Origin of the sequence: Xenorhabdus stockiae (assembly GCF_002632825.1) — a bacterium.
In the GTDB taxonomy this organism is placed as follows: Bacteria; Pseudomonadota; Gammaproteobacteria; order Enterobacterales; family Enterobacteriaceae; genus Xenorhabdus; species Xenorhabdus stockiae.
The window spans coordinates 1-25,206 of the sequence record NZ_NJAJ01000014.1; the positions used below are offsets into that span (position 1 = coordinate 1).

The window sequence follows — 25,206 nt, forward strand, 5'->3', positions numbered from 1 at the left end:
TTTCATGTCACCTTACCCGAAAAAGGACAGGAATTAGCTACCCGGCTGACCGATAATTTCCAGACTTTAATTCCTGCATCTTCAAGTTAATTGCGTATATATACACAATGGATTTCAAGATGCATCGCGGCGGCAAGGGAGTTCATCCCCAGGAGCATAGATAACTATGTAACTGGGGTGAACGAGCGCAGCCAACAAAGAAGCAACTTGAAAGACGAAGTGTATATCACACCTCATCCACCTGAGTGGACAATGGTGGGGTAACTTCCTGAACCCCACCACTTGGCAAAACTACCCTAACGGGCAATTGCCACACTTGATTTGATATGTTTAAGGTGGACAACAATCGTAAAGGTCACAACGACCAATAATGACCATGCCCCCCACTTCCCTGCATGAACAACAGACCAAGCGCCTAATTGATTAGGATATTGCCAAACCCCAAAAAAGGTGCCGAAGTTTTCCGCTAACCAGATAAAAAAACCAATTAATATAAACGCTAATAACAGTGGCATTTTTCTTTCTTTATCCAATGGCGTATAAAAAATAGTGCCACGGGCATACAACCCAAAAATAAAAGCCGTCAAGTACCAGCGATAATCATCAATATAATGATGGCTAAAGAAGTTGATATAAATAGCCAGAGCTACCAATGTTGCCATCCAGTACGGTGGATAATGCTCAATGCGTACTTTAAAGAAGCGCCATGACTGTATAATAAAACTCCCTACAGCGGCATACATAAAACCTGTAAACAACGGGACTCCCCAAAGTTTAGTGAATGCAGCATCAGGATATTGCCATGAACTGATAGAAGCTGATGTTTTAAATAACTCCATGATAAAACCAACTAAGTGGAATACACATATCGCTTTAAATTCATCCCATGTTTCAAGTTTAAATCGTATTAACAATGCCTGAAAGGCTACTGCAAAGACCAACAGCACATCATAACGCGGTATACCCAAGATACCTTTTGCCGGCACTAAAAATAAAGCTAGAAAAAAGAAACCGGCAAATAAACACGAACGGGCATTAATCAAACCAAAAAAAAGAAACTCTAAAATAAACCGTTTAACACCGGTGCTATTATTGGGCTTATGCTCCATTAATATTTTGTCAATTCTATTCAGAACATTAAGTTTCTGGTACATACTTTCCATTCAATTAACCTATTGTTGTTAATTCACTACAGTAATCCCTATTTCACATCACGAATTCTAACAAAATATGGTATGTTATACACTTCGTCTTTCAGGTTGCTTTTTTATTATCTGCACTCGCTCACCCCTACCACCGCGATACAACTTGAAATCCATTGTATATAAAGAGCTAATATTGATTTTTCTGGTAATCGCCTGCTTTTTTATCCCGAATTACAGACTTAACTGTTGTGTTCGTATGGCTCACTAACACAGAAATCACAGACTTCCTTACAAACATTTCTCATCTATTTAATCTTCAATCAGCAAAAACCGCTATAGTACTGCACTAAAAGCAGCCGCTTCCAAGCATACGTATTATTTATTTTCCGATAACAAGGAGAAGTAACACCGTGAAATGGAATAAAGTTTTTATACTATTATTTCCGGTCAATAGACCAAACAGGCCCAGAGATCCTCTGTTACCAACCAGTGAAGTATTCAAAAGAAAATACCGGATACCTGAGGCACATTCCTTTGCCACAAAAACCATTTCCGGCTATCAGTGTTTACCTCCTCCTCACAGTCAATTTTCTCAACCTGCGGATAAGCCCTTTGCTCAGTGCGATCTTAATTCAAAATTAATCGTCGTTGCTCATGGTTCAGATCATGGCAACCGAATTTACCACGAAGAGTTTGGTGGGCTTGATGGTGCATCATTTGCTCGTATGCTTATCGACTATGGGCTAACTCAGGTTGGTTTGATATCAATGAAAGCCTGTCAGGCGGGTAAAGGTGAATTCTTGCCTACACTTGTTCAGACGCTAATAGAGGAAGGAGTAAAAATTGGCTGGGCAATAGGGTACAAGTCAAATATAAATTTACAGGACGACTCTATCACTACATCATGCTGGGATGTATTTACCCGTCCCTGGCACAAATTGCCGGATAGTCAAAGAGTTCGGATTCAGCAAGGAAATGCTTTTGTCCCTATTCCAAATAGTAATCGATTTAAGTATCGATGATTAATAATTTAAAAGTTTTCAATAAATAATCCTGATTATCCCTGCCATGAAATAATTATCAAATCTATTTTTGTTGCCAGAAAATAAATAACCAACACGTTAAAAAAACAAAGATGATAACTTGATGTAAATCAATTTAATCATTATTGACGAAACGAAAAGTACCAGCCCATTCCAATATATCCAGCATGAAAATAGTTATAGCGAATAAAAAATAATATATCCCGCAACCAAAATGACCAGAAAAACTTCATAATCATGAGTTATGATCATGCAGTAATAAATAAAAACAGAATCATTCACTGATAAACATTAACTATTTTTCATGAGGAAGGATGTTGAAAGATTGCGAGATTATCTGTAATGATACCATGATGAATTATACCCACTAAGTCGTAAATGACAGTTTGAAATATTACGGAATCAATTACAAATAACTTGTAAACGGAATACATTCGTATAATTTATTATGAGAGCATTTAAGGGTTCTTTGAATTCGGGTTTTTATCCTCTTCACCCTTCTCAGGAGGATGTATTTTACGAGCAGGCACTTTATGAAAATAGTCCGATACACAGCCTTAGTTGGTATACGTCATTAGAAGAAAATATTGATATAGCGATTTTACAAAAAACATGGGATCTACTGCACCAGCATATTGATACATTACGCTTGCGGATAGCAATAGATTCAGATAATGAGGCTATACAATATATTCCGGATCTGAGTAAACCCGAATTAATCAGATACTATGATGCCACAATGCAGCCTGAACCCGAAACGCATGCTCTTACCTGGATGCGGCAACAAACCTATATCCCCGTCAATTACTTAAAGACAACACCCTATCAGGTGACATTAATCCGGCTGAATAATGAAAAATGTTATTTATTCACGCTATTCCACCACATTATGATAGATAGCGTTGGATTATATCGGCTTCATGAGTATATCTATCAGTTATACGACTGCCTTAAACAAGGCCTATCGACAGCATGGCTATCAGATATTCCGCAATATTTAACATCGATAGAGAACGCAAGGGATTATTTAAATAGTATTCATTATAAGAATGATAAAAATTATTGGATTGACTTTTTAAGAAAAAAAGAAATACATCACTTACCCCCTCACTATAAAAATAATGAAACCGGTTATCACTCCCTGATACTGCCCTTTTCAGCTAAAGAAAGTTTACTGGCTTTTTGTCGTCAACATAAAACGAATTTGCTGGCTGTCTTTTCCAGCCTTGTCACCATCATGATGGCTGAACTTACAGGGCAAAAAGAGCTGATTTTTAATACCATTACACATGGCAGAAGAACAGAAACAGAGAAATATGTCGTTGGTATGCAGGCCAATACGTATCCCGTACATTGCCATATTTCGCCAACATCCAGTGTCATTGAACAAATCAGAGAGATGGAAACGGCTCTGAAAAACAGTTACAGACACAGCCAGTTCCCTCAATCACACCTTGCCCGGCTAGCAAGTCAACAGGGTTTTTCTTTACCCGGTATTTTTATTGCCTACGACCGTTATTCAGCATCAGCCACTGAAATTAACCAGAATCAGCATTGCCATATTGATGGAATATTTAATATTTATCCCATCGCATTCCGCCTGAAAGATCACGGTTATAATCAGGAATTAAAAATAACGGTAGATTATTTGCAGGCCTATTTTAATGATGCCGATATTCAAAATGCGCTTGAGCGACTGAAAAATTTATTAGCTGCTATCATTGAGACGCCTTCTGTTCCAGTCAATGAGTTACCTATTTTATTAGAGCAGGAACGTCAAACATTATTATATCTCCAAAAACAAGCTGATATCGCGTATCCACAGGATAAAACCCTACAACAACATTTCGAAGCTCAGGCAGCCATCAGGCCGGATAATGTGGCGGTCATGTTTGAGGATGAAACGCTGACCTATCGCCAGTTAAATGAACGAGCGAATCAACTCGCAGTTGTTATTCGTGAACGTTATCAGCAGCAGCATAATCAACCGATGCCGGCGGAGACACTGGTTGCAATCTATCTGGAACGCAGCACGGAAATAGTGATCAGTATTCTGGCGGTGTTGAAAGCAGGCGGCGCTTATGTGCCTGTCTCACCGGATTATCCATCGGAACGGGTTCGGTTTATTCTGGAAGATACCAGCTCTTTCTGTGTGATCACTCAGCAAAAATACCTGTCAGTGTTGAGCGAATGTGCACCGGCACAAACTGTTCTGATTGCCGTAGATGACCGCAGCGTGACCGAAAATTGTTCCACGGAAAATCTGCTATGCGCTGGGCAGGCCACTAATCTGGCTTATGTTATCTATACCTCCGGCACCACCGGGCAGCCAAAAGGCGTGTTACAGACACATGGAAATGTCGCCCGTTTATTTGCCAGTACACAGGCAGACTATCAGTTTAATCAGGATGATATCTGGGTGCTGTACCATTCCTACACCTTTGATTTCAGCGTCTGGGAATTATGGGGAGCACTACGCTATGGCGGGTGTATCATTATTCCGACAGCAGAGTGCACCAAGGATTTTGAACAATTCAGCCGTCTCTGTTCTGCACGGAATGTCACGGTACTGAATCAGACTCCGGGGGCGTTTTATGCCTTTATCGAAGCTTCATTAAAAGCCAACGTTGAATTTCCTCATCTTCGCTATGTCATCTTTGGTGGTGATAAACTGAATCCGGTACAACTGAAACCCTGGTGGGATCATTATGGCGATCAGGCTCCTGCCCTCATCAATATGTATGGGATCACCGAAACCACTGTCCATGTAACCTATAAAAAATTAACTCAGAGTGATGCAACCGCCGTCTCCTGCATCGGGCGACCGCTGCGTGATATGTCTGCCTATATCCTGAATCATTCAGGGCAGCTTGCCCCTATTGGCGCGCCCGGTGAGCTATATATCGGCGGTGCCGGACTGGCGCGGGGCTATTTAAACCGGCCGGAATTAACGGCTGAACGTTTTGTGGAAAACCCATTTGCCACGGATAAGGACAAAGAATACGGTTACACCCGCTTGTATAAAACCGGCGACTTAGCCCGCTGGCTACCAAACGGGGAACTGGAATATCTGGGACGTAATGATTTTCAGGTCACAATCCGCGGTTATCGCATTGAACTGGGGGAAATTGAAAGCGCGCTCGCTTCGCATCCACAGGTAAAACAGGCGGTAGTGATTGATCGCGAATATGAAGGCAATAAGGTTCTGGTCGCTTATCTGGTTAGCCCTGAAAAACCTTCAGATGAGGCGTTAATCAGCCACTTATCTGCCCTCTTGCCTGACTATATGCTGCCTGCCAGCTTTACATACACTGAATCCATCCCACTGACCCAGAACGGTAAAGTCGATCGACGGGCATTACCAGAACCCGCTTTCGGCAATAAAGCCGGTTCTGTTTCCCCGCGTAATGAACTGGAATCCCGGCTTTGTGATCTTTGGCAGACTATTCTGGGCGTGAAACAGGTAGGAATTGAAGATAATTTCTTCCGTCTTGGCGGGAATTCTTTGACAGCCATTAAGCTGATCAGCGCCATTCGCCAGCAATTAGGGCTGGAAGTTTCATTAAGTCAGATTTTTGAGTTTAAAACCATTACCGGGCTTTCAGCACAGATGCAGAAAGCGACCGGTATGGTTATTACTCATATTGAACAGGAACGTTATCCGCTGTCATTCGCTCAGGAAAGAATGCTGTTTATCGAGCGTTTTGAGCAGGGAACTTATGTCTATCATGTTCCTTATCTCGTGCAATTGGATGACAACACGGATTTGTCATTATTGGAAATCGCGATTAATCGAGTGGTTGATCGTCACCCGATCATGAAGACGGTGTACCGTACCGATGCTCACGGGCATGAATATCAACAAGTACTGGCAGAAAACCTCAAACTCAGATCACAATCCTGTCAGGATATGCATACTCTTTTACAATCAGTACGCGGCGAAATCGCCACCCCGTTTGATCTGGTCACTGAGCCAAGTCTACGTTTGTGCCACTATCAAGTGGCTGAAAGCCATTACTTATTGTTCCTTTGGCATCATATTGCCACTGATGGCTGGTCTACCGATATTTTTACCACCGAACTGGCAGAAAATTATCACGCACTTCTGCAAGGGCGGGAAAGCCAATTACCGGCGCTGGAGATCGGCTATGGTGACTATGCACGATGGCAACGGGAATATTTACAGGGCGAAGTACATGCACAACAACTGGCTTACTGGCAACATACGCTAGCAGGCTTTGAAACACTGGATTTACCAACAGACTACCCCAGACCGGCACAAGTCAGTTATCAGGGCCGGGATTGTACATTTACGCTGAACCCCGTCCTTTCCGAACAGTTACGGGCGCTGGCCAAAACAGAAGGAACGACTCTGTACACCGTTCTGCTCAGTGCCTTTTATGTCATGCTGGCGAAGCTATCCGGGCAGAATGATATCGTGCTGGGAACCCCGACAGATAATCGCCATCATACCCAGACTCAGCCTCTGATGGGCATGTTCATCAACTTACTGCCACTGCGGGCACAGTTAGAACAGACCGACAGTGTAAAAACCCTGATAAGGCAAATTCATAAAGTCATTGCCGGTGCCAAAGATCATCAGGACATGCCATTTGAACAATTGCTTGACGCACTGGTGATGGTACGGGATACCGCCCGCCACCCGATTTTTCAGGTTATGTTTGGCTTACAGAGTTTTGGGGAAAGCCTGACAGACAACCCTGCACTGCCGTTCAGTCCGGTTGATCTGGATGAGTCTTTATACAGCCCGGCTAAATTTGATTTGAGCCTGTTCTTATCGGATGGACAGACCTGTCTTACCGGTTGCCTCAATTATGCCGTCAGTCTGTTTAGTGAAAACACTGCCGGACGATTGGCTGACTATTATCAACGTGTGCTGGCGGCTTTTGTCGAAGACCACCAGCAAACGCTGGCTAACATTAACATCCTGTCAGAGCAGGAATATCAGACTCTGTTGCATCACTGGAATCAGACCGATGCGCCATATCCACAGGATCAAACACTGCAACAACTGTTTGAAACTCAGGTGGAAAAAACACCGGATAATGCAGCACTGGTATTTGAAAGCCAAACTCTGACTTATCGTCAGCTGAATGAACGGGCGAACCAACTGGCCTGTGTTATTCGGGCATGTTACCGACAGCAGCATAATGAAGAGTTGCAGGCAGATATGCCGGTAGCACTTTATTTCGATCGCAGCCCGGAAATGGTAATCAGCATGCTGGCGGTGCTGAAGGCAGGTGGTGCTTACGTTCCCATTTCACCCGCCTATCCTGCTGAAAGGGTCCAGTTTATTCTGGCTGATACCGCGGCATTCTGCATACTGACTCAGCAACATTATCTGACAACACTGGCAACATATTGTCAGGCACTGCCTGAACAACCGATACTGATTGCATCAGATGACCAGACCATCACCGCAGATCAGCCTGTAGAAAATCCGGTACGGATCAATACCTCCACCGATTTGGCTTATATCATCTATACCTCCGGCACAACCGGGCAGCCCAAAGGAGTCATGATTGAGCACAACAATGTGGCTCATATGGCGGCTGCGCAAACAAACATTCTGGATACCTCGAACATAAAGAAAGCCTTAATGTTTGCTGCCTACGTGTTTGATGGTTCAGTTTTTGAATTATTCCCCTGCCTATTCAGAGGGATCACGCTTTACCTTTGCAGTGAAACAGAACGGAATGTCATTTCAGTTGCCCAACTCATTCAACGTGAAGGTATCGAAGCGGCAGCTTTACCCCCCGCTATGCTGAAATTACTGACTGATACTGAATTGCCTTCTTTGCGGGTATTGGTGACAGCGGGAGAAGCACCGTCCTCCGATTTCATTAAACACTTCAGCCAAACCAGCCGTGTACTGAATTCTTACGGCCCGACAGAAGTCACGGTGTGTGCGACTGAAAAGCAGTTTCAGCATGGGGATATCCCGGCTAATATCGGCAAAGCCATTAATAACGTCCTCCTTTACGTCCTTGACGAACAAGGTCATTTATCTCCTGTCGGCACACCGGGCGAGCTGTATATAGGCGGAGCCGGGCTGGCGCGGGGGTATTTAAACCAGCCTGAACTGACCGCTGAACGTTTTGTGCCTAATCACTTTGCCACCGCAGAAGACCGAACCAAAGGATATACCCGCCTATACCGAACCGGAGATTTAGTCCGCTGGCTACCAAATGGTGAACTGCAATATCTGGGACGCGATGATTTTCAGGTCAAAATCCGTGGCTATCGTATTGAACTGGGGGAAATTGAACGGGCACTGACTTTGCACCCACAGGTAAAACAAGCGGTAGTCATTGATCGTGAACATGACGACAACAAAACGCTGGTTGCTTATCTGGTTATCGATGGCGAACTTACCGATGATGTATTAATCCGTCATTTATCCGCCCGTTTACCTGAATATATGCTGCCAGCCTGCTTTAACCATATTGATGCAATCCCTTTAACAGTGAATGGCAAAGTGGATCGACGGGCATTACCGGAACCGGTTTTCGGCAATAAAATGGGATACGTCGCCCCCCGTAATGCACTGGAAACCCAGCTATGTACCATTTGGCAGGATGTTCTGGGATTGGAACAGGTGGGCATTGAAGATAATTTCTTCCGAATCGGGGGGAACTCCCTGACCGCCATTAAGCTGACTGCGGCTATTCATCGTATTCTGGCAACTGAAATCTCACTCACCCAGCTGTTTGAGCTGAAAACCATTGCAGAGCTGGCAACGCAAATGAGGGAGAAGAGTTATACCGTTATCCCTCATCTGGCACAGGCGCACTATCCTTTATCCTTTGCGCAGGAGCGCATGTTATTTATCGAACAATTTGAACAGGGCAGCAATGCTTATCATGCGCCTTATCTGGTTCAATTGGATAACGACATTAGCCTCCCTTTATTGGAGGCTGCCATCAACCGGCTGGCTGAACGTCATTCCGTGATAAAAACAGTCTATCGTCCTAATGATGAAGGCCAGATTTACCAACAGGTGCTGGACAGGGATCTGAAGATAACCTCCCAATCCTGCGAAAATATGGACGAACTACTGAATGCGGCGCGCACTGAGATAGCACGCCCATTCAACCTGACTACAGAACTCAGCTTGCGTTTATGCCACTATCAAGTAGCTGACAGCCACTATTTACTACTGTTATGGCACCATATCGCTATTGATGGCTGGTCTATCGCTATTTTTATGGCGGAACTGGCAGAAATTTATCAGTCCTTACGGGATAACCGTACCTGCCAGCTCACACCACTGGAAATCACTTACGGTGATTATGCTGTCTGGCAGCGTGACTACTTACAGGGTGACAGATATGAGCATCAACTGAATTACTGGCAACAAACGCTGGCAGGTTATGAACCGCTGGCTTTGCCTGCTGACAATCCCAGACCTGCTCAAGTCAGTTATCAGGGACGGGACTTCAATTTTGTACTGGACACCCGGCTTTCGGAACAGTTGCGGACACTGGCAAAAAAACAGGAAACTACCCTCTATACCGTGTTGCTCAGTGCCTTTTACGTCACGCTGGCGAAACTCTCCGGACAGGACGATATCGTTCTGGGGACACCGACGGATAACCGCCACCATGCCCAGACGCAGTCTCTGATTGGGATGTTCGTTAACTCGCTGGTTTTAAGGGCACAACTTGAACAAACCACCAGCGTAGAAAACCTGATTCAGCAGATCCATCAGTTAGTTGCCGAAGCTAAAGCACATCAGGATATACCGTTTGAACAGTTACTTGAAATACTCGGCATTGAGCGCGATACCTCTCGCCATCCGATTTTTCAGGTGATGTTCGGCTTACAAAATCCCGAAGAAAGTCTGCCACAGGGAACGCCTCTGCCATTCAGCCCGGTAATACTGGAAGAGCCTCTGTACAGCCCGGCTAAATTTGACCTGCATCTGTATTTATCCGATAGCCAAAGCTGGATTTCCGGCTGCCTGAATTATGCGGTCAGTCTGTTTAATGAAACGACCATTATGCGACTGGCAGATATTTATCAGCGGGTACTGGTGGCTTTTGTGGCAGACCAGAAACAGCCGCTATTCGGGCTGGATATCCTGTCGGGACAGGAACGCCATACTCTGCTGTATCGCTGGAATCAGGCTGAGATGGTCTATCCGCAGGATAAAACCCTGTCACAACTGTTTGAGGCTCAGGCAGACAAAACCCCAGATAATGTGGCACTGGTATTTGAGGACGAAACGCTGACCTATCGCCAGTTAAACGAACGGGCAAATCAACTCGCAGTTGTGATCCGTGAGCGTTATCAGCAACAGCATCATCAACCGATGCCGGCTGATACGCTGATTGCGCTCTATCTGGCACGCAGCCCGGAAATGGTGATCAGTATTCTGGCAGTACTGAAAGCGGGAGGCGCTTATGTGCCCGTTTCACCGGAATATCCGCCTGAACAAGTCCGCTTTATTCTGGAAGATACCCAGACTCCTTGTGTAGTGACTCAGCAACAGTATTTGGAAACGCTGAAAGCATGTACACAAACAGAGATGGAACAGCCCGCTCTGATTACAGCAGATGATCCGGCTGTAGCACAAAACCCGTCAACGGAGAATCTGGCATTCACGCATCAGGCAACCGATCTGGCCTATGCTATTTATACCTCCGGCACCACCGGGCAACCAAAAGGCGTGTTGCAGACGCATGAAAATGTCGCCCGCTTATTTGCCAGCACACAGGCAGATTACCAATTTGACCAGAATGATATCTGGGTGCTGTATCATGCTTACACTTTTGATTTCAGTGTCTGGGAATTATGGGGGGCATTGCTCTATGGCGGACGCCTGATTATCCCGACTATTGAGGGTACCAAAGATTTTAACCGGTTCAGCCGCCTTTGTTCAGATCAGAACGTCACCGTTCTGAACCAGACACCGGGCGCATTTTATGCCTTTATTGACGCGGCATTAAATATAAAAGCGGAATTCCCTCGCCTTCGTTATGTGATCTTCGGTGGCGATAAACTAAATCCGGCACAACTGAAACCCTGGTGGGATCATTACGGCGATCAAACTCCTGCCCTCATCAATATGTACGGGATCACCGAAACCACTGTTCATGTGACCTATAAAAAATTAACCCAAAATGATGCCACCACAGTCTCCTGCATCGGGCGGCCACTTCGTGATATGTCTGCCTATATTCTGAATCAATACGGACATCTGGCCCCGATTGGTACACCGGGCGAACTGTATATCGGTGGCGCAGGACTGGCACGGGGCTATTTAAACCGACCAGAACTCACCGCTGAACGTTTTGTGCAGACCCCTTTTGCCTCGGAGAAAGACAAAGAACGCGGTTACACCCGTCTGTATAAAACCGGCGACTTAGCCCGCTGGCTGCCAAATGGGGAGCTGGAATATCTGGGACGTAACGATTTTCAGGTTAAGATCCGAGGTTATCGTATTGAGCTGGGTGAAATCGAAAGCGCTCTTGCTTCACATCCACAGATAAAACAGGCAGTCGTGGTTGATCGCGAATATGACGGCAACAAAACGCTGGTCGCTTATCTGGTCATCAATGGTGAACTTGCAGATGATGCATTAACCCGTTATTTATCCTCCCGTCTGCCTGACTATATGCTGCCTGCCAGCTTTACCTCCATTGAGGCAATTCCTCTGACCAAAAACGGTAAAGTCGATCGTCGGGCATTACCGGAGCCGGTTTTCGGCAATAAAACCGGTTATGTTGCTCCCCGCAATGCGCTGGAAGCTCAACTGTGTTCCATTTGGCAGGATGTTCTGGGGCTGAAACAGGTGGGGATTGAAGATAATTTCTTCCGTATCGGCGGGAACTCCCTGACCGCTATTAAACTGACCGCCGCGATCCGCCGCATACTGACAACTGAAATCTCGCTGGCACAACTCTTTGAGCTGAAAACCATCGCAGGTCTGGTCACGCAGATGGAGAAGCAGACTTATACGGTTATTCCGCATCTGGCCCTGAATCGTTATCCCTTATCCTTTACTCAGGAGCGGATGCTGTTTATCGAGCAGTTTGAACAAGGATCCGATACCTACCATATTCCTTATCTGGTTCAGCTGGATGATGAAACCTGTCTGCCTGTATTAGAAACCGCCATTAATCGGCTGGCTGAGCGCCATTCAGTAATAAAAATGGTGTACCAACCTGATAATAACGGCCAGATTTATCAGCAGGAAATGGATTGCAATCTGGTTATTCAATCCCGGTCCTGTGAGACGATGGAAACGCTGCTGAGTACCGTGCAGGCTGAAATAGCCACACCATTTGATCTGTCTGATGAACCTAGCCTGCGCTTGCGTCACTATCAGGTCACTGGCAGACACTATTTATTGCTGTTGTGGCACCATATCGCCTTTGATGGCTGGTCTGCCGATATTTTCATCAATGAACTGGCGGAGATTTACCCTGCCCTACGGGATGGCCGTGACTACCAGCTTACACCTCTGGAGATCAACTACGGAGATTATGCTGTCTGGCAACGCCATTATTTGCAGGGTGATAACTATGAACAACAGCTTGCTTACTGGCAACAAACGCTGGCGGGTTATGCTTCACTGAATTTACCCACTGATTACCCCAGACCTGCGCAGGTAAATTATCAGGGGCAGGATTTCAGTTTTGAACTGGATATCCCCCTCTCAGAACAGTTGCGGACACTGGCAAAATCACAGGAAACCACTCTTTATACCGTGTTGCTGAGTGCCTTTTACGTCACGCTGGCGAAACTCTCCGGACAGGACGATATTGTTCTGGGAACGCCAACGGATAACCGCCACCATGCCCAGACTCAACCTCTGATTGGCATGTTCGTGAACTCGCTGGTTTTAAGGGCACAACTTGAACAAACCACCAGCGTGGAAACGCTGATTAAGCAGACGCATCAACTAGTGAGCGAAGCCAAAGCGCATCAGGATATGCCGTTTGAACAACTTATTGATGCCCTGAACCTTGAGCGTGATACTTCACGTCACCCGATTTTTCAGGTGATGTTCAGTGCTCAGAGTGAACCTCAGTCAAGCGAAATCCATCTGCCATTTTGTTCGGTAACTCTGGATAAACCGCTATACAGCCCTGCCAAGTTTGACCTGAGCCTGTTTTTATCCGACGGGAAAACCGGCATTACGGGTTGCCTTAATTACGCGATCAGCCTGTTTAACGAAAATACGATCACGCGGCTGGCAGCCAGTTATCAGCGGGTACTAAGCGCTTTTGTGGCAGATCAGCAACAAGCCTTATCCAGAATTGATATTTTATCTGCGCAGGAGAGATATACCCTGCTACACGGCTGGAACCAGACGGCTGCCCCATACCCGCAGGATAAAACCCTGCCACAACTGTTTGAAGCTCAGGCCCACCAACATCCCGAAGCCATCGCCGTTATCTTTGAAGACCAAAGCATCAGCTACAGAGAACTCAACCGGCGTGCCAATCAGTTGGCTCATCATCTGATTGCACTGGGGGTACGCCCTGATGACCGTGTCGCTATTTGCCTTGAACGCAGTTCGGAGATGATTGTGGGATTACTCGCTATTCTCAAGGCAGGCGGGGCATATGTGCCGCTCGATCCAACCTACCCGACGGAACGGCTCAGCTTTATGCTGGCGGATTCGGCACCGGTCGCCCTGCTGACTCAAACCACACAGGCGGATAAATTATCCGGCTCCTTCACCACGGTATTGCTCGATGAGCAGGCTCAATTCCTTGCTACTCTGCCGGATACAAATCCTGATACGCAGGCCTTAGGACTGACATCACGCCATCTGGCTTATGTCATTTACACATCCGGCTCTACCGGGCAGCCAAAAGGCGTAATGGTGGAGCATCGCAATGTTTTACGCCTGATTATTAATAATGGCTTTGCTGACATAAACTCTGCTGACTGCGTTGCTCATTGCGCTAACCCATCATTTGACGCCGCTACATGGGAAATCTGGTCTGCCCTACTTCACGGCAGCCGCTTGTATATTGTATCTTCATCGGTCTTGCTCGACCCTCTTCGTTTCCGCGACATCCTGATTAAAGGTAAAGTGACCGCATTATGGCTAACCGTAGGCTTGTTTAACGAGTACCTTGATCCTCTTCTTCCGGTCTTCGGACAACTACGCTATTTACTTGTCGGGGGCGATATTCTAAATCCGCAGAAAATAAAACAGGTACAGTTGGCAGAAACCTCACCTGTTCACCTGATTAACGGCTATGGCCCAACAGAAACAACCACCTTTGCCGCCACTTATACAATGACGGAAACGGTTGATGTAACTCAATCTATCCCTATCGGTCGTCCGATTGCCAATACCCGGATTTATTTACTGAATACAGATGAACAACCCGTGCCCATTGGGGCAATCGGAGAACTTTACATTGGCGGAGATGGCGTTGCCCGGGGTTACCTGAACCAGCCTGAACTGACAGCAGAGCGGTTCCTGACCGATCCGTTCTCTCCGGAACCGAACGCCCGTATGTACAAAACCGGCGATCTCGCCCGCTGGTTACCGGACGGCAATATTGAATACCTTAGCCGCAACGATTTTCAGGTGAAGCTACGCGGGTTCCGTATTGAACTGGGCGAAATCGAAAACGCCCTGACCGCCCACCCACAGGTAAAACAAGCCGTCGTCATTGATCGGGAACATAACAACCATAAGGTGCTGGTAGCCTATCTGGTGACGGAAGCTTCACTGTCCAATGATAGCCTGATGGAACATCTCTCTTCCCGCTTGCCGGAATATATGCTGCCTGCCAGCTTTAGCATTATTGAATCTATTCCGCTGACGCTGAACGGCAAAGTGGATCGCCGTGCCCTGCCAGAGCCAATCTGGAGCGTTCAGGAGCACTATATTGCGCCTCGTAACGCACTGGAAACTCAGCTGTGTCATATTTGGCAGGATGTATTAGGGCTGGAGCAGATTAGCGTTGACGATAATTTCTTCCGTATTGGCGGAGATTCGATTGTCAGCATCCAGCTGGTTTCCAGATTGCGTCAGGCCGGTTTTACCCTTCAGGTGAAAGCCATTTTTGAAGCACCCACGGTGGCACAATTAGCCCGATTACTGGCACAAACTGTTTCTACTGAGAAAGTCATTGCCGAACAAGGATGGCTAACCGGAGAATTTGATCTGTTGCCTGTTCAGCAGACTTTCTTTGACTGGAATTTCGCCAATGCCCACCACTGGAATCAGGCCTTTATGGTTCAGATACCCGGTCATATTAAATCTGCGCAGATTGAACAAGCACTGACAGTGCTGGCTGAACGGCACGATATGCTACGTACCCGTTTTATTAAGACCGAAAGCGGCTACCGCCAGTGCTATTCCGCAGAAATACCGGGCTCACCTTCTCTTTTACAACATGTTGATATCCGTGAGTTCAATCAGGAAGAACTGCATCAACAACTCACCCAATGGCAAAGCGGGTTTGATTACCACAACGGGCCATTATGGCAGGCGGCTCATCTGATCGGCTACGCAGATGGCAGTGCCCGATTATTTTTTGCCTTCCACCATCTGATTATTGATGCCGTATCGTGGCGGATTATTGCCGAAGATATGCGTTTCCTCCTGCAAGGGATGGCGTTGCGCCCAAAAACCAGCAGTTATCGCCAATGGGTAGCCGCAGTACATCACTACGCCGAACAGCATCAGAATGAGATTACCTACTGGCAACAGGTGATGGCAGGCCATGATGCTAAACCAGCACAGGATAACGTTACCCGTCACCCGTTAAGTCTTTCTGTGGAGACGACAAACATTCTGCTGCATGAAGCCAATACGGGTTATCACACTGAAATTAACGATTTACTTCTGAGTGCGTTGGCGCTGGCTTTACAGAACGTCTTTGCGAACCCCGTCAATCACATTACGCTGGAAGGACACGGTCGGGAACATATCGATAACACACTGGATGTTTCTGAAACCGTTGGCTGGTTTACTACTCTGTATCCGGTTCGGTTACAAATACAGTCTGATATTGCCGAAACCATTATTCAGACCAAAGAGATGCTGCGTGATATTCCGAACAAAGGTATTGGTTACAGCACACTACATCAGGCGGGATATCTGACCGGTGATTTACCGGCTATCAGTTTCAACTACCTCGGTCAGCTGGGAGGAGCCAGCCATCAGGATTGGAGCATCACCAGTGATGATTGCGGGAATGCGATAGCCAGCGAAAATAGCAGCCATTTATTACTGGGCATCAATGGCGCAATTCAGGCCGGGAGACTGCAATTCAGTGTGGATTCCCGTCTGCCGCCAAACCAGACAACAATGTTTATCACCACATTTGAGCAAATGCTCAACCGCGTTATCGCCATTGCGCAGGCTCAGGCGCAATCAGGAGGGATAAAAACGCCCAGTGATTATGGTATTGAAGGGCTTTCAGTCCGGTCATTAAACCAGCTTCAACAGCAGTATCAAATTGAAGCCCTGTATCCCGCCACCAGCCTGCAACAAGGTTTTGTCTACCATTATCTGGCTCAGCCGCAGGATGATGCCTATCGCGTACAATGGTTGCTGGATTATCACACCGATGTTGACATTGCCGCCTACCAACAGGCGTGGGCACTGGCTTCGCTCCGTTTCCCTACTCTAAGAACCGCCTTTGACTGGGAAGGGAAAATATTACAGGTGATTACAACCGAGGCCAGTATTGGTTCGGCCAACTTCAGAAGAGAAGATCTCACCCAATTATCAGAAGCCGAACGCAACCGGGTGATTGACGAAATTCAGCAAACTGACCGTACCCTGCCGTTTGATTTAAGTCAGCCCGGTTTGGTTCGTTTTACGATGATTCAACAACGTGAACAACTGACTACAGTGCTTGTCACGCTACACCACAGCATTATCGACGGCTGGAGTACACCGATTTTATTACAGGCTGTACATGGGTATTACAACGCCATCATTCAGGGTGAACTCCCTGAAATCACGGCAGATCAAGCCTATCCGGCTACACAGCAATATTATCTGGATCATAAAGCAGAATCAGACCGCTACTGGGCAGAGCGTAAACCTCAGTTTCAGGGAGCCAATGATTTTTCAGCTTTACTGAGCCATTCCATTGATTTAACACAGGTAAAAACCGTTGAAAAACCCGCTGCACAGTTACTGACTCTAAAGGATAGTGCCTATCAACAGCTTAAAGAGATCTGCCGGACGCAGGGCGTAACCCTGAATGTCGCTCTGCAATTTGCCTGGCATAAACTCCTGCATAGCTACACGAGTGATGAACAGACCATTGTCGGTACAACCGTATCCGGCCGAGATGTGCCCGTGGAGGGTATTGCGGACAGTGTTGGTTTGTATATCAATACATTACCGATGATGGTGCAGTGGGATCACACCGACAGTGTGGCAACGGTTTTACAGGCCATTCAGCAGGATATCGCTGCTCTCAACAGCCACAGTGATATTGCCCTGTCCAGCCTGCAATCTGACGGTGAACGGTTATTCCACAGCCTGCTGGTCTTTGAAAATTACCCTGTTCCGGCGGTAAGCGAAGATATGGCCGGTATCGAACATACCCTGACATTCCGTAAAGCGGTCGAAAAAGTCGATTATCCGGTGCTGATAATGGCCTATGAACACGATAACAAGTTAGTTATCAAATTCAGTTACGGGGAAGACTGGCTGACAGAAGAACAGGTGCAGCATTTACTCTGTCAGCTTGAACGTATCCTATACGCAGTCGCCAGCAACCCACATCAGCCACATACGTCAGTCTCTTTCCTCAGCGAAGAAGAGCGTCATACTCTTCTGTACCGCTGGAATCAGACAGCGGCCCCTTATCCACAGGATAAAACCCTGCCACAGCTGTTTGAAGCTCAGGCTGCTCAACATCCCGATTCCATCGCCATTATCTTTGAAGACCAAAGCATCAGTTATGGCGAACTTAACGCCCGAGCCAATCAACTGGCTCATCATCTGATTGCACTGGGTGTACGTCCTGATGATCGGGTGGCTATTTGTCTTGAGCGCAGCCCGGAGATGGTGGTGGGGTTACTCGCCATTCTCAAGGCAGGCGGGGCTTATGTACCGCTCGATCCGTCCTACCCGACTGAACGACTCAGTTTTATGCTGGAAGATTCAGCGCCGGTCGCCCTGCTGACTCAAACCACACAGGTGGAAAAATTATCCGTCTCCGTCACCACGGTATTGCTTGATGCTCAGGCGGCAGAGCTTGCCACTTTGCCGGGCACGGATCCTGATACACAGGCATTAGGGCTGACATCGCGCCATCTGGCTTATGTCACCTATACCTCCGGCTCGACAGGTTTACCAAAAGGCGTCATGGTGGAGCACCGCAATGTTCTGCGCCTGATTATCAATAATGGCTTTGCCGATATCGGGCCGGATGACTGCATTGCGCATTGTGCCAATATTTCATTTGATGCTGCGACATGGGAAGTCTGGTCAGGGTTAATGAATGGTGCCCGTATCCTGCTGGTACCGGAGAAAACCCTGCTACAGCCAGCCGAATTTGGTCAGTGCCTGTCAGCCGCCGGTGTCAGTGCGCTGTTTCTGACTACGGCGCTGTTTAACCAGTATGCCGACCTGATCGCCCCTGCACTGTCAGGACTGCGTTATGTCCTGTTCGGCGGTGAAAAGAGCGATAATCGGGCCGCCATGCGCCTCCGGGCGGAATATTCTCCTCAACATTTACTGCATGTCTACGGGCCAACAGAAACCACCACGTTTGCCACAGCTTACGATATGCCACGGATGGAAAACGGAAAACTACCCATCGGGCAGCCTATCAATAATACGCGCATCTACATTCTGGATAATCAAGGCCAACCCGTTCCCGCAGGTGTGCCCGGCGAAATCCATATTGGCGGAGGCGGTGTCGCACGAGGCTACCTGAACCGGCCTGAACTGACAGCAGAGCGTTTCCTGACCGATCCGTTCTCTCCGGAACCGAATGCCCGCATGTACAAAACCGGCGATCTCGCCCGCTGGTTACCGGACGGTAATATTGAATACCTTAGCCGCAATGATTTTCAGGTGAAGTTGCGCGGGTTCCGTATTGAACTGGGTGAAATCGAAAGTGCACTCACATCCCATCTACAAGTGAAACAAGCGGTGGTGATTGACCGTGAACATCATGGTCATAAAGCACTGGCCGCTTATCTGGTAACAGACGGACAGATCTCCGATGAAAGCCTGCTTGACTACTTATCGGCACACCTGCCGGATTATATGTTACCGGCCAGTTTTACCCGGATTGACGCTATTCCGCTGACCCTGAATGGAAAAGTTGATCGCCGCGCATTGCCTGATCCAGTTTGGGGAGATCGCGATAATTATGTCGCCCCCCGCAATGCACTGGAAACCCGGCTGTGCACTCTCTGGCAGGAAGTTTTAAGGCTGGAGCGGATAAGTATTGATGATAACTTTTTCCGCATTGGTGGTGATTCGATTATCAGTATCCAGTTGGTCTCGAAACTACGGCAGGCGGGTTTTACTCTTCAGGTTACCTCAATTATCGAGGCACCGACGGTGGCTCAGTTAGCCCAATTACTGATGCAGGAAACCTCTACCGATACAATCATCGCGGAACAGGGAATATTAAACGGGGAATTTGACCTGTTACCTGTTCAGCAAATGTTCTTCGACTGGGTACTACCAAATCCACACCACTGGAATCAGGCCTTTATGATTCAGTTACCCGGCGATATCAAATCCGCACAGATTGAACAGGCGCTGACGGCACTGACTGAGCGGCATGATATGTTACGCGCTCATTTTGTCAGAACAGAACAGGGCTATCGCCAGTGTTACCCAGCCAAAATGCCATCTTCACCGCTTCCGTTACCGCACTGTGATATTCGTGGGTTAGATAAGGAAACACTCCATCAACAACTGACGCAATGGCAAAATCACTTTAATTACGATAATGGGCCATTATGGCAGGCGGCTCATCTGACTGGTTACGCGGATGGCAGTGCGCGCTTATTCTTCGCCGCACATCACCTGATTATTGATGTCGTATCGTGGAGGATTATCGCGGAAGATATCCGACGGATATTGCAGGGTGAAACCCTGCCCGCCAAAACCAGCAGCTACCGGCAGTGGGTGAAGGCCATCCATCAGTATGCTGAACAGCATCAACAGGAAGTTGCCTACTGGCAACAAGCGCTGGCAGAAACTTCTGCTCACACAGCTTCTGATAACCTCAGCCAACATACACTAAGTATTTCCGCTGCACTGACGGGCATTTTACTGCGGGAAGCCAATGCCGGTTATCAGACCGATATTAATGATTTATTGCTGAGCGCACTGGCACTGGCCTTACCGGAGGTGTTCTCACAATCCGTTAACCCCATCACGCTGGAAGGCCACGGACGCGAAAATATCGACCATACACTGGATGTTTCTGAAACCATTGGCTGGTTTACTACGTTGTATCCTGTCCGTCTGGCAATGCAGGAAGATATTGCTGAGACCATTATTCACACCAAAGAGATGCTGCGCGCCGTCCCCAATAAGGGGATAGGTTATGGAGCATTACGTCAGGCGGGTGCTCTGACCGGGGATTTACCGGCCATCAGTTTCAACTATCTGGGCCAACTGGGAGGTGAAAGCGAACAAGACTGGGCACTGACCCGTGACGATACGGGCAACACCTCAGCAAACGAAAATCACAGTCACCTGCTGCTGAACATCAACGGACTGGTTCAGGCCGGTCAGCTACAATTCCAGATTGGTTCCCGTTTAACCGCGGATCAGACACAGACATTTATTGCCACCTTTGAACAGGCGCTCCGTTCTGTCATCACTACCGCCCAGAAACAGGCGCAATCCGGTGGGATAAAAACCCCCGCGGATTATGGTATCAAGGGGCTTTCCATCAAGCTGCTGCGCCAGCTTCAACAGGTGTATCAGATTGAAGCCTTGTACCCCGCCACCAGCCTGCAACAAGGGTTTATCTATCATCATCTGGCTCAGCCGCAGGACGATGCTTATTGCGTCCAGATATTACTGGATTACCACACTCAACTCGATTTTGCGGCCTACCAGCAAGCCTGGTCACTGGCTTCACTGCGTTTTCCTATCCTCAGAACCGCCTTTAACTGGACAGAAGAGGTATTACAAATTATTACTGAGGGAGCGAGTATCAGTACCGCCAACTTCAGCATGAAAGATATCCGCTCATTGCCGGAGGATGAACGACACAAAGCCATCAGTATAATTCAACAACGGGATCGCGCCCTGCCGTTTGATTTCAGCCTCCCAGGGTTGATTCGCTTTACCCTGATCCAACAGCATGAGCAACTGGTCACGGTGCTCACCACCCTGCACCACAGTATTATCGATGGCTGGAGTAATCCGATTTTATTGCAGACTGTACATGAGTATTACAACGCCATCATTCAGGGAAACATGCCTGAAATCAGGGTAGATCAAGCCTATCCGGCTACTCAGCAATATTATCTGGAGCATCAGGCCGAATCAGACCGCTACTGGGCAGAGCGCAAAGCGCAATTTCAGGGCACCAATGATCTTTCAGCGCTGTTAAGCCACCGTGTTGATTTAACTCAGATAAAAACCATTGAATACCCCGCTGAGCAGGAAATTATCTTACAGGGCAACGCTTATGAGCAGCTGAAAAATACCTGCCGGGCGCAGGGCGTGACCCTGAATGTGGCCCTACAATTTGCCTGGCATAAACTGCTGAACAGTTATACCGGTGATGAGCAGACCATTGTCGGCACAACGGTATCCGGCCGTGATGTGCCCGTGGAAGGTATTGCGGATAGTGTCGGCCTGTATATCAATACCCTGCCGCTGATGGTGCAATGGGATCACACCGATAGTATAACGGCGGTTTTACAGGTGATTCAGCAGGATATCGCCGGCCTGAACAGCCACAGTGCGGTATCGCTTTCCGGTCTGCAATCTGACGGAGAGCGGTTATTCCACAGCTTACTGGTCTTTGAAAACTATCCTGTTCCGGTTGCAGACGAAAATAACTCGGGCATCGAGCATACCGTGGCATTCCGCCAGTCGGTGGAAAAAATAGACTATCCACTGTCACTCATGGCCTATGAACAGGATAACCGTTTAATCATCAAACTCAGTTACGGTGAAGACTGGCTGACGGAAGAGCAGACTCAACGCCTGTTGGATCAGCTTGAACGCATTTTATTCGCTGTGATGAACGATCCACATCAGCCTCATACCGAAATCACCTTCTTCAGTGAGGAGGAACGCCATACCTTACTGCACAGCTGGAACCAGACCAATGTACCGTATCCACAGGATAAAACCCTGCAACAGCTGTTTGAAACACAGGTGGAAAAGACACCGGACAATGTGGCACTGGTGTTTGAGGAGGAAACCCTGACCTACCGCCAGTTAAACGAGCGGGCCAATCAACTGGCTTATGTGATCCGCGAATGCTATCAGCAACAGAGTAATAATATGATGCAAGCGGATACCCCAATAGCCCTTTATTTTGACCGCAGCCCGGAAATGATTATCAGTATTCTGGCGGTGCTGAAAGCCGGTGGCGCTTATGTACCTATTTCACCGGAATATCCTGCCGAACGGGTACGGTTTATTCTGTCGGATACAGCCGCTGGTTGTGTACTGACTCAGCAACGATACTTCATCACGCTCAAAACTTACTGTCAGTCACATAAAGAACAGCCGTTACTGATAGCAACTGATGACCCAACTGTCACAACAACTCAGCCCGTGGAGAATCCGGCTCAGATAAATTCAGCCTCTGACTTAGCCTATATCATCTATACTTCCGGCACGACGGGGCAGCCCAAAGGCGTGATGGTAGAACATACCAGCGTCAACAACCTGAGCCAGTTTATTATCCGAACCCATTCACTGCATCCACAAACCCGAACATTGTTTTTCGCCAACTACGTTTTTGATGCTTCAGTTTTTGAGATTTTCCCGGCCCTGACCGCGGGAGCATCTTTATATATCGCTCCTGCCACAGTGACAGTGAATAGTGAGCAATTGCTGGCATTTATCAATGCCCACGCAATAACACGAGCATTTATACCAACCGCCTTAATGAATCATTACTCCGCTGATTTATTCCGCTCTTCCCTGCAAATTATCCATACAGGAGGAGAAACTCTGAATGCCCTGAATTTGCCACCGGCAATCACTGTATTTAATCAATATGGCCCGACAGAAATCACTGTCTGTGCAACCCAAAACTTATTGCAGGGAGATGACCTATCCATTGGCCGCGGTATTGATAACACACGCCTGTATGTTCTTGATCGTCATGGCAATCCTGTCCCTGTCGGTGCACCGGGGGAGCTGTATATCGGTGGTGCGGGTGTCGCACGGGGATATTTAAACCAGCCAGAATTAACCGCTGAACGCTTTGTGGTAAATCCATTTGCCACAGATGAAGATAAGCTTCAGGGCTATACCCGCCTGTATAAAACGGGCGATCGGGTACGCTGGCAGCCGGACGGCAAACTGGAATATCTGAGTCGAAATGATTTTCAGGTTAAAATTCGCGGCTTCCGCATTGAGTTGGGTGAAATCGAAAGTGTCCTGTTCTCACATCCACAGGTGAAACAAGCGGTCGTAGTGGATCATGAATATGGCGGAAATACTGTACTGGTCGCTTATCTGGTGACAGACGACAGATTGTCTGATGACACCCTGCGTGGCTACATTTCTTCCCGTCTGCCTGAATATATGCTGCCTGCCAGCTTTACCCGTATTGAGTCCATCCCGCTGACCGTGAATGGGAAGCTGAACCGCCGTGCCCTGCCGGAACCGGTCTGGGGAAATAGTGATCACTATGTCGCCCCTCGCAATGGACTGGAAACACAGTTATGTACCATCTGGCAGGAAATACTGGGAGTGGAACAAGTCGGTATTGAGGATAATTTCTTCCGTATCGGCGGAAACTCACTGGTAGCCATTAAACTTACCTCCGCAATCCGCGATACCCTGCAAATTGATATTCCGTTAAATATTTTGTTTAGCGGTAAATCCATTTCTTCGTTATCGCAATGGCTGGAAACAGATATAGCTTATACTCAACCCGGATTACTGAATTTCTTCACACCAGAGTCAACCGCCACCAATAAGTTATTTATGATCCATCCGGCCAATGGCGGCAGTGAAGTTTATGAATCGCTGGCAAGTGCACTCTCTGATAACTATAACTGCATCGGCATTAACAACTATAATCTCAGCACGGATAATCCAACCGATTCACTGTATCAGTTGGCTAAGATTTATAGAGAATTAATGCTGACCGAAACCACTATTGATCAACCTATTTATATTCTGGGCTGGTCACTCGGCGGGCAATTAGCGATGGAAATTGCCTTTCAGTTAGAGCAACTGGGTGCAACAAAAATTCAGCTATTTTTATTGGATACTGTACTCAATAACGAGGAAATAAAAGCACTCAGAGATAAATTAGATATCTCAGCAATAAATGAAATAGTGACTGAAAACTTGCAGAAACTGGGAGCTACAAATACCTATATCAACAAGATATTGGAGATTATGCCATTTGAAAATTCCATTGCCAATTGTGAATTAAGCGGTCAATTAAACCAGACTAACATCACTTTGTTTAAAGCCGGTCAGGTTAATTCATTAAATAAAGGCGAAATTGAACTACAAATAGGCCAGTTAATCACAGAGATACCGGATAATAATATTTCTCAGTGGTCAGCCAAGCCAATAGTAGTTAAGCAGGTTACTGATTATTATCACGAAAATATGATTGATGCGGTTTACCCTATCAGCACTGAAGCCGTTAATTTATTAGGAAGTAAAGAAGACGTACTGTTGTAAAATCACTGTTATTGACGAGGCTGGTATTCCAGCCTCGTTAGTATTGTAGTCAACAAAATTGGTCACTGGCTGAGCATTTTCTTCAAAAAATGACACAGATTCCAATGTGGTGTACGCACACCAACATATACATATTTTGTGTGATACAAAATGAATGATTATCACTGACTACCCA

3 protein-coding genes are annotated in these 25,206 nt (G+C 47.1%); 2 read left to right on the forward strand and 1 reads right to left on the reverse strand.

Annotated elements, in window-relative coordinates:
- Window positions 1-296: 296 nt before the first annotated feature.
- Window positions 297-1,163, reverse strand: coding sequence for a DUF817 domain-containing protein (locus Xsto_RS08740; RefSeq protein WP_099110812.1), 867 nt, complete (start codon window positions 1,161-1,163; stop codon window positions 297-299).
- Between the two features lie 392 nt (window positions 1,164-1,555).
- Between Xsto_RS08740 and Xsto_RS08745 the strand changes: the two genes are divergently transcribed.
- Complete coding sequence (locus Xsto_RS08745) at window positions 1,556-2,167, forward strand: hypothetical protein (protein ID WP_099110811.1); 612 nt, start codon at window positions 1,556-1,558, stop codon at window positions 2,165-2,167.
- Window positions 2,168-2,636: 469 nt separating this feature from the next.
- On the forward strand, window positions 2,637-25,031 hold the full coding sequence (locus Xsto_RS08750; protein ID WP_099124796.1) for a non-ribosomal peptide synthetase: 22,395 nt from the start codon (window positions 2,637-2,639) through the stop codon (window positions 25,029-25,031).
- Window positions 25,032-25,206: the final 175 nt, after the last annotated feature.

Coding starts and splice junctions, on each gene's coding strand:
- Xsto_RS08740 (WP_099110812.1), bottom strand. CDS start 1,163: ATGGAAAGTATGTACCAGAAACTTAATGTTCTGAATAGAATTGACAAA.
- Xsto_RS08750 (WP_099124796.1), top strand. CDS start 2,637: ATGAGAGCATTTAAGGGTTCTTTGAATTCGGGTTTTTATCCTCTTCAC.